Here is a 9,112-nt window from a genome sequence, read left to right as displayed (position 1 = left end):
GGCCGATGGCGGGGGTCCGGGGGCGCCAGACCCCAGTGATGGGACGGGTAGGGGCGGCGGGGGCGAGGAAGCTCCCGGAACCACGCCCACCCCCGAAGCCTCCCCCGAACACGCCCCCGCCCCCGACGACTCCGCCCCACCCCCGCCGGCCGCGCCCGGCCGCGCCCCCTTCGACCATCTCCCCACCATGACCACGGGCCTGCCCCAGACCCCCCTGCCGGCCGCCCCACCCGCAAGCCCGCCGCCCGTCCACCCCGCCTACGGCTACCCCCAGCAGCACCCCCAGCCCGCCGCCTACGGCTACCCGCACCAGCCCGGCGGGTACGCGCTGCCTCCGGGCTCGACCCCTCCCTACGGCCCACCACCCCCGTACGGCCCGGGAGCCGCCCCGCAGCCGGAACCTCCGCGCAGAGCCGGCCGGTCCACCGCCGTCCTGATCGTCGTGGCGCTGATCGTCGCGCTGGGCGCGGGCGCGTCCGTGTACGCGCTGATGAAGGGCGACGCGGACAACCGGGCCGGCGGCGACCCCACCCCCTCCCCGACGACGGGCGTGTCCACGACCCCGGGCCCGTCCACCCAGGACCCCACCACCCAGCCGCCGACGACGGAGGAGCAGGCACCGCAGGACGGCGCGATCCCCACCAAGTACCTCGGCACCTGGACCGCGTCCATCGAAAACGACACGGGCCGCAACACCCGCCGACTCACCATCCAGCAGGGCGAGGTGGGCGACACAGTGCTCTCCCTCACGGCGGACGGCCCGGCCGGCGCCGGCACGTACCACTGCGTGTTCCGGGCGGAGCTGGCCGCGGCCCCGGGCGCCGGTGGCCCGCTGCGGATCGGCCCCTCCGAGGTCACCGTCGGCGAACCGGCCGCGTCCTGTTCCCCGGGCGCGGCAACGGAGTTGACGCTGCTTCCGGACGGCCGCCTGCGCCGGGTGAACACGAGCAACGGCGAGGAGCTGACGTATACGAAGCAGTAACGCGAAGCAGTGGCCGACTGTCGCCGGCGAGGGACGACGACCGTTGTGAGCGAGGCGTGGCGACCGTCGGCGGGGCTGCGGCAGGGCCCTTGCGTGTGATTGACGCGTACACAACCATGAGTTCATGCGACCCTCACGCCCCCAGCGCCCCAGCAGAAGAACCGTCCTGACCGCGACGGCGGCTGCCGGAGCCGCTTCGGTGGGCGCCGCCGCGACGACGGCCGAGGCCGCCGAGTCGGGCTCACGCCCGCCCGCCACCGCGCAGCCCCCGTCCCGCGAACTCCGCGCTCTCTTACGGGAGATCGATCCCGCCCGTATCGAGGCGACCGTCCGCAAACTCGTCTCCTTCGGCACCCGGCACACCCTCTCCATCCAGGACGACCCGGCCCGCGGCATCGGCGCCGCCCGCGACTGGATCCTCGCCGAGATGCGCTCGTACGCCGCCGCGTCCGGGGGCCGGATGACGGCCGAACTCCAGTCGTACGTCCAGGAACCCGCACCCCGCATCCCGACCGCGACGCGCATCACGAACGTCGTGGCAACCCTCCGCGGCTCGGTCACCCCGGAGCGGGTGTATGTCGTCTCGGGGCATTACGACTCCCGAGTCACCGACGTCATGGACGCCACGTCGGACTCCCCGGGCGCGGACGACGACGCCTCGGGCGTGGCCGTGGCGATGGAGCTGGCCCGGGTGATGGCAAGGCACCGCCCCGCCTCGACGATCGTTTTCGCGGCGGTGGCGGGTGAGGAGCAGGGCCTGTACGGGGCCGCGCACATGGCGTCGCAGTTCAAGGCGGCGGGCGCGGACGTACAGGGCATGTTCACGAACGACATCGTGGGCAGCTCGAAGGCGGACGACGGCACACGGGACCCGTACACGATCCGTCTCTTCGCGGAGGGTGTGCCGACGTCGGAGACTCCGGAGCAGGCCGCGACGCGCCGCTCGGTGGGCGGCGAGAACGACTCCCCGTCGCGGCAGTTGGCCCGCTTCGTCCGCGACACGGCGGACAACTCGGCAACCGGGATGCACGTCCGCGTGATCTACCGCCGGGACCGCTACCGCCGCGGCGGGGACCACATCCCCTTCCTCGAACGCGGCTATCCCGCCGCCCGTTTCACCGAGCCCGCCGAGGACTTCGCCCACCAGCACCAGGACGTACGGGTCGAGGACGGCAAGCAGTACGGGGACCTGCCGGAGTTCTGCGACTTCCCCTTCATCGCCCGGGTGGCGCGCGTCAACGCCGCCGTGCTGTGGAGCCTCGCGCAGGCCCCGGCCGCCCCGCGCGACGCCAAGATCCTCACGGCCGCCCTCACGAACTCCACCGAGCTCACCTGGACCCGCGGCTCCGAGCCCGACCTGGCCGGCTACGAGGTCGTCTGGCGCGAGACCACGGCGCCCGAGTGGACCCACGTGGTCCCCGTCGGCGACGTGACGTCCCACGAGGTGGACCTGTCCAAGGACAACGTCTTCTTCGGCGTACGAGCGGTGAACCGGGCGGGCCTACGGGGCCCGGTGTCGTTCCCGTCCCCTCAGGCGTGATTTTCAGCCTGTCCGGCGTTTGAGGACGAGGCTGTTCAGGCCGATAGCGGGGGTCTGGGGGCGCAGCCCCCAGGGATGGGACGGGTCGGGGCGGCGGGGGCGGAAAACGTCCTCACCGAGGCTCCGGCGGCCGCTGACGAGGCATGTTCGGCCGAGCTCCCGGAGGGAGTGGTGGACGCCCGGGCGGAACCGCATCCCCCCGAGACCCCCCACCCACCCCCGCCTGAATGGCAAGCGGCGCGGACCCGGTCCGAAACTCGACCATCCAGTCCGCCGTCTCCGCCCGCACAAGCTCCGTCACGTCCTCGGAGAACCGCCGCAACACACCGAGACACCGCTCGGCAGCCTCGCCCGCGGTCCCCTCGGTGGGCCCGAGAACCTCCCGCACACACTCGGACGCCCAGTCGAACTGAAGCACCTGCAACCGCCGCTGCACGGCCTGAGCCGTGGCCACATCCCTTATCCATCCGGAGGTGACCCCGAAGAAACGGTCCCCCGCCACGCAGGCGACCCCGAGCAGCAAGGCCAGATAGCCCCAGGCAGCGGCCCCACCCACGACCCCGGTGAGATCGAGAAGAGGCAGCGCGGCCCCGGCAAGGGCCCCCACGGCGGCACCCGCCCGCAACGCCCGCGCCCCCCGCCGCTTCCACACCCGATCGGCGAGATACCAGGACGCCGTGGTCAGCGCCCCCGCCTCCACCCACCGGTACAGCTCGTGAAGCCGCTCGGCCGGCTCCCCCCAGTCCCCGAGCGGAAACGCCCGCCCCATCAGATCACCGGGCCCCAGACCCCGCGGCCCCGGACCGTGGGGCCCGAGCCCACCGGCCCCCGGCGCACCAGGCTCGTACCCACCCGGCCCGAACCCACCAGGCCCCGGACCACCGGTCCGCGCACCATCACCCCGACCGTCCCCGTCCTGGGCCGACCCCTCGGGCTGCATGTCCGGCTGGCTCACCCGACGCTCCCTAATCGTGACGTTGCGTGACGGTAGCGTGGCGCGAGGTGCTGATGCGCCGCACCCTTACTACCTCCCAATGGGTGGCGATGGCCCCGGTTTCGGGGGTTTTCCGCTCGGACGTGGGTCTTGATCAGGTATAGGCCAAGCCGCTGTCTCACTCGAAAGAGTGCTGGGGCGACGGCCGCACAGACCACGTAGGCTCGTGCCAAGGCGGAAACACCGCCGGACAGCCGTACACGGCCGTGCACATGAGCAGTACGCACAGCCGTGGAGACAGCCGTACAGACAGCGGTACTCACAGCCGTACGAAACCAGGAGCTGATCGTGATTCCCGGTGGTGGCCAGCCCAATATGCAGCAGCTGCTCCAGCAGGCCCAGAAGATGCAGCAGGACCTCGCGAACGCACAGGAGGAGCTGGCGCGGACGGAGGTCGACGGCCAGGCGGGCGGCGGCCTGGTGAAGGCGACGGTGACGGGCTCCGGCGAGCTGCGCGCGCTGCAGATCGACCCGAAGGCCGTGGACCCCGAGGACACCGAGACCCTCGCCGACCTGATCGTCGCGGCGGTCCAGGCGGCCAACGAGAACGCCCAGACCCTCCAGCAGCAGAAGCTCGGCCCGCTGGCCCAGGGCCTGGGCGGCGGCAGCGGCATCCCCGGCCTGCCGTTCTAAGTCAACCCGGCGGTCTCTTCTAAGAAGGCCGACCGCCAACTACCGTACGTACCAAGAAGGCAAGCGCGACTACGGTACGTACAGAGCCGGCAGGACGAGCAACAGAACGAGCAGGACGACGAGCAGGAACAAGGAAGGCAATCCGTGTACGAAGGCGTGGTCCAGGACCTCATCGACGAGCTGGGGCGGCTGCCCGGCGTCGGTCCCAAGAGCGCGCAGCGGATCGCCTTCCACATCCTCCAGGCCGAGCCGACGGACGTACGCCGTCTCGCGCAGTGCCTGATGGAGGTCAAGGCGAAGGTCCGCTTCTGCGCCACCTGCGGGAACGTGGCGCAGGAGGAGCTGTGCAACATCTGCCGCGACCCGCGCCGTGACCTGTCGGTCATCTGCGTGGTCGAGGAGCCGAAGGACGTGGTCGCGATCGAGCGGACGCGCGAGTTCCGGGGCAAGTACCACGTGCTCGGCGGCGCGATCAGCCCGATCGAGGGCGTGGGTCCCGACGACCTGCGCATAAGGGAGCTCCTCGCCCGCCTGGCGGACGGCACGGTCACGGAGCTCATCCTGGCCACGGACCCGAACCTGGAGGGCGAGGCCACCGCCACGTACCTCGCCCGCATGATCAAGCCCATGGGCCTCAGGGTCACCCGCCTCGCCAGCGGGCTGCCGGTGGGCGGTGACCTCGAGTACGCCGACGAGGTCACTCTGGGCCGAGCCTTCGAGGGGAGGCGACTGCTCGATGTGTGAGCACGACGGGAACGACGCGAACGCGATCACACCCCTGGGCGCGCCTTCGAGGGAAGGCGGCTGTTGGATGTCTGAACGTGTACTTCGTGTTCGTGACGGAGTTCTTGAGGAAGGTCGGCTTCTAGATGTCTGACGCCACGCTGCATGCGACGGGGCAGGACCCCGATGACTTCGCGGTCCAGATCGCGGACCAGGTCGAGAGCTTCCTCGTAGCGGTCACAGAGGTCGCGAAGGGTGACGAGCCGGACTCGGCGGTCCCCTTCCTCCTCCTGGAGGTCTCCCAGCTGCTGCTGGCCGGCGGCCGCCTGGGCGCGCACGAGGACATCGTCCCCGACGAGCGCTACGAGCCCGACCTGGGCCCCGAGCCGGACGTCGACGGACTCCGCGAGCGCCTCGCGGAGATGCTCGACCCGGTCGACGTCTACTCCGAGGTCTTCGACCCGTACGAGCCCCGCAAGCCCCCGGTCCCGGCCCGTATCTCCGACGACCTGGCCGACGTCATCACGGACCTCCGCCACGGCATGGCCCACTACCGCGCGGGCCGCACCACGGAGGCCCTCTGGTGGTGGCAGTTCTCGTACTTCTCCAACTGGGGCTCCACGGCCTCGGCCACACTCCGCGCCCTCCAGTCGCTGGTAGCGCATGTGAGGTTGAACCAGCCCCTGGAGGAGTTGGACGGCCTCGACACCGACCAGGACCTCAGCGAGGACGCCCTCGCGGAGGAGGCGGGCCGCGTGATGGCGGAGGAGATCGCGGGACCACTGGGGTTGCGAGAGGTCAAGTAGCGGGAGGCCGGCGGAGGGCGCACAGCCTTGCACGTTGATGCGCTCATTCACTCGTTGAGCTGAAGGTATAAGGATTTCCTTTTATTGTCTCGCGCCGTACGCTGGGATGCGGAGCATGAACTGGGAGATCGACCTCCACTCATCGGTGGAGTCGTGGCTGCTCAAGCCGGCAGAGGAGGACCCGGTGTCGGCGGACCTCGTTGAAGCGGCGGTCGACATGCTGACGGAGAGCGGTCCCGTGGGGCGCCCGCTTGTCGACCGGTTGTCGGGCTGCCGCACCCACAACCTCAAGGAACTGCGACCAGGCAGCTCCGGGAGCACTGAGATCCGGATCCTGTTCGTCTTCGACCCCAAGCGGGAAACGGTTCTGCTGGTGGCCGGCGACAAGTCCGGCCGCTGGAGGGACTGGTATCGCGAGTCGATCCCCCTTGCCGAGGCCCGCTACGACGAGTACCTGGCCGCCGCAGACGCGGCAGGAGAGGACGGGAAGGCCCGATGAGCCAGTACAGCAGTTGGGCAGAGGTCAAGCGTCGGATGCGGGAGAACCAGCCCGACGTGTCCGACGCCGAATGGGAGTCCCGCAAGCAGGCTGCGCGTACGGCGACCGAGGCGCGAGTGGTCGGTCACCACCTGCGGGAGATCCGCGAGGAGCAGGGGTTGACGCAGGCTCAGGTGGCCGGGTCGGTGGGGATCTCGCAGGCCCGGGTCTCTCAGATCGAGCGGGGAGAGATCCACAACTTGGAGACGATGCGTACGTATGCGGAGGCGCTCGGGGCCAGGGTCACGGTGACCATCGAGTACGGGGACCGGACGATCGGGGCGGCCTGACTGGCGCGGAGGTCATCTTCCTTCGTACGTCGATGAGTTGGGACGTACGACGTGGGGCGCGGCGAGTACGCTGCGTCCCACAGTGCGTTTACGGGGACGAACGGGAGCGGCGCCTGATGGCGGACGAGGCGTGGGTGGGGCTGGCCGAGGCGATCGGTGCGATTCGGTCGGAGCTTCAGCAGGCGGCGCGGGACGGGGCGGGGCAGGAGATCCAGTTCCGGACCGGACCTGTGGAGGTCGAGTTCTCCGTGGATGTGAAGAAGGACGGGGAGGCGCGGGCCAAGGTGCTGGTGCTTCCGTTCGGCGCGGAGGCCAAGGCCTCGCGGTCGAAGGGCACGGCGAGCCGCGTGAAGATCACGCTTCAGCCGGTCGATGCCGAGGGCGAGGATCGGCGAATCGGTGACGAGTCCAAGGAACGCCCCAAGTAACGGGGAACACGGGGGTGTTGGCCTGTGGACGTGCGGCGGGTCATGGAGGTCTGGAACCCGGTCGGGAAGTGTTCGGGGACCGGGTATCTCGTTGCGGATCGCCTCGTGCTGACGGCCTTTCACAATGTGGTGCTTTGTGAACAGTTGGAGGTTCGTGGCCTCGACCCCGAGGGCGAGGGCGGGACCGAGTGGGTCGCTGCCGAGGTGCTGTGGCCGGAAGTGCCGCCGCCCGACCTGGATCGCGAACCTCAGGCTGATGCGGCGTTGGTCCGCATCACGGAGGGGAGCTGGGTACCGCCGGGTGGTGAGCCGGTGCGGTGGGGGCGTATCGACGGTGAGGTCTCGCGGGCAGTGGTGGGCGAGAGTCAACTGGGCTGCCTCGCCGTCGGATTCCCGCGGTCCGAGATCCGTGACGGGGTTCGGGACACGAAGGAGATCCGAGGGCACATCGAGACGCTGACGGGGCTCAAGTCCGGGGGTCTGATCACCGCATACGTTGATCAGGTCGCTGTTCCGAGCAGGCCGGCGGAGAGGTCTCGGTGGGCGGGGGCATCTGGAGCGGCGTTGTTTGCGAGGGGGCGGCTGATCGGGGTGGTCACGACTGATCGGCACCGAGACTACGGCGCCGCCCAGTTGACGGCGGTGTCCGTGGTGTCGCTGGCGGCGCGTCCCGGGTTTGCCATGGAAGTGAAGGCGGCGGGGATTGACCTGGTCCCGGAGGACGTCACGATCGCGAATCCTGAACGGCCGCAACGTACGGCGTACGACATCGAAGTCCCGCGGGGTCTGAACAACTTGCCCGAGCTCCCGTCGCCGATCTTCGTCGGCAGGGCGGAGGTGATTGCGGAACTGGAGCGGGCCCTCGCCGAGGACTCGCAGACGATCACGCAGACCTTGCATGGGCTTGGGGGTGTTGGGAAGACGACGCTGGCCTTGCACTACGCGCATGACCATGCCGGTGCCTATCGGTTGGTGTGGTGGATCCGCGCGGACACTCCGGAGCTGATCGAGGCGGGTTTCGCTGCCCTGGCTGTCCGCTTGCGGGGTGGCGCGCCATCCGATCTCACTACTGCTCAGGCTGCGGAGTGGGCGGTCGGGTGGTTGCAGACTCATCCGGGTTGGCTGCTGGTGTTCGACAACGCGGAGAAGCCGGAGGATGTGCATGCCTGGACAGGCCAACTTCGGGCGTCTGGGCGGCACTTGATCACAAGTAGGTACAAGCGGGGCTGGGTCTGCGACCCGATCGCGTTGCCTGTGCTGGACGATGAGGCGTCACTGGCTCTGCTGGCAGGTCTGATCGGTGACGGGGATGAGGCGGAGGCTCGCGCGTTGGCGGATGACCTCGGTCATTTGCCCCTCGCCCTGGAACAGGCTGGGGCCTTCATCGCGCAGACCGAGATCACGATTGCCGAATACCGTGCCATGTTGCGCCAGCATCCAGAGCGCACCACGGATGTGGCGCCGGGCGGCCTGGATCCCGCGCGGACGGTGGCGCGGATCTGGCGCATCACGCTGGACGCGCTCCATGAGCGGGATCCCCGGGCTGTGGACATCCTGCGGATCGCCGCCTGGTTTGCCCCGACGGGCATTCCTCGTGGCCTGTTCGCGCCGCTTGCCGAGGATCCTGTCGATCTTGCCCAGCTCCTGGGGCTGTTGGCCGACTACAACATGGTCACGCTCGACAAGGCGGGGATCGGTATCCACCGTCTGGTGCAGATGGTGGCCCGCATGCCGTCGGAGGTCGATTCCCATCGTGATGAGGCTCGCATCACAGTTGCACGTGACCGGGCCACGGAGCTGATGCTCGGCGAGCTCCCGGACGAACCCATCGTGAACGTCGCGGGCTGGCCCACTTGGAGAGCCCTGCTCCCACACGTCGAAGAGCTCCTCGACGCATGTGATCCAGGCGATGACACAGCTGAGATTGACGTGGTCCTCAGCCTGACGGGGAATTTCCTCCGAGGGCAAGGGCAGTTGAGTCAGGCCACTGACTACCTCAGTCGTTCCCTGTCAGCGACTACCCGGATATTCGGTGAGGAGCACCCAGCCACGCTGATCTCGTGGAACGACCTTGCCAGCACGTATAGGGCGGCGGGGGATTTGGGGCGGGCGATTCCGTTGTTCGAGCGGACGTTGGAGGTGCGTGTGCGGCTGTTGGGTGAGGAGCACCCGGACACG

At 69.6% G+C, this 9,112-nt stretch carries 9 protein-coding genes and 1 pseudogene; 9 read left to right on the top strand and 1 reads right to left on the bottom strand.

Going from position 1 to position 9,112, the window contains the following annotated elements; all coding sequences use genetic code 11:
* Positions 1-982 (top strand): annotated as a pseudogene (locus GAS53_RS53935) (serine/threonine protein kinase); the annotation flags it as partial.
* Positions 983-1,106: 124 nt separating this feature from the next.
* Positions 1,107-2,522, top strand: a complete 1,416-nt coding sequence (locus tag GAS53_RS53930) for a M28 family metallopeptidase (RefSeq protein ID WP_151485153.1) — start codon at positions 1,107-1,109, stop codon at positions 2,520-2,522.
* Between the two features lie 112 nt (positions 2,523-2,634).
* Here GAS53_RS53930 and GAS53_RS53925 read toward each other — a convergent pair whose 3' ends face one another.
* Positions 2,635-3,477, bottom strand: a complete 843-nt coding sequence (locus GAS53_RS53925; RefSeq protein WP_404829450.1) for an SLATT domain-containing protein — start codon at positions 3,475-3,477, stop codon at positions 2,635-2,637.
* A gap of 327 nt (positions 3,478-3,804) precedes the next feature.
* Between GAS53_RS53925 and GAS53_RS53920 the strand changes: the two genes are divergently transcribed.
* From GAS53_RS53920 to GAS53_RS53890, 7 genes are all read left to right on the top strand, one after another.
* Positions 3,805-4,149, top strand: a complete 345-nt coding sequence (locus tag GAS53_RS53920; RefSeq protein WP_151485156.1) for a YbaB/EbfC family nucleoid-associated protein — start codon at positions 3,805-3,807, stop codon at positions 4,147-4,149.
* A 144-nt stretch (positions 4,150-4,293) separates the two neighbouring features.
* Entirely contained in the window at positions 4,294-4,893 is a 600-nt protein-coding gene (recR, locus tag GAS53_RS53915; RefSeq protein ID WP_030667861.1) for a recombination mediator RecR, read from the top strand.
* Positions 4,894-5,018: 125 nt separating this feature from the next.
* Positions 5,019-5,678, top strand: coding sequence for a DUF5063 domain-containing protein (locus GAS53_RS53910; protein WP_151485152.1), 660 nt, complete (start codon positions 5,019-5,021; stop codon positions 5,676-5,678).
* A gap of 115 nt (positions 5,679-5,793) precedes the next feature.
* Positions 5,794-6,177, top strand: coding sequence for a type II toxin-antitoxin system RelE/ParE family toxin (locus GAS53_RS53905; protein WP_151485151.1), 384 nt, complete (start codon positions 5,794-5,796; stop codon positions 6,175-6,177).
* The gene (locus GAS53_RS53900; protein WP_151485150.1) at positions 6,174-6,506 is read left to right on the top strand and encodes a helix-turn-helix domain-containing protein; all 333 of its coding nucleotides are present in this window, start codon (positions 6,174-6,176) and stop codon (positions 6,504-6,506) included. Before GAS53_RS53905 ends, GAS53_RS53900 begins: the two co-directional genes overlap by 4 nt.
* Positions 6,507-6,622: 116 nt before the next feature.
* Positions 6,623-6,934 carry a trypco2 family protein gene (locus GAS53_RS53895; RefSeq protein WP_225859711.1) on the top strand — a complete coding sequence of 104 codons (312 nt, stop codon included), beginning with the start codon at positions 6,623-6,625 and terminating at the stop codon, positions 6,932-6,934.
* A 42-nt stretch (positions 6,935-6,976) separates the two neighbouring features.
* The coding region (locus tag GAS53_RS53890) for a tetratricopeptide repeat protein (protein ID WP_151485149.1) at positions 6,977-9,112 on the top strand (2,136 nt) is incomplete at its 3' end.

The organism is Streptomyces albicerus (assembly GCF_008905045.1).
Lineage (GTDB): Bacteria > Actinomycetota > Actinomycetes > Streptomycetales > Streptomycetaceae > Streptomyces > Streptomyces albicerus.
The sequence above is the reverse complement of the archived record's forward strand: the minus strand, read 5'-3'. Positions and strand labels throughout refer to the sequence as shown.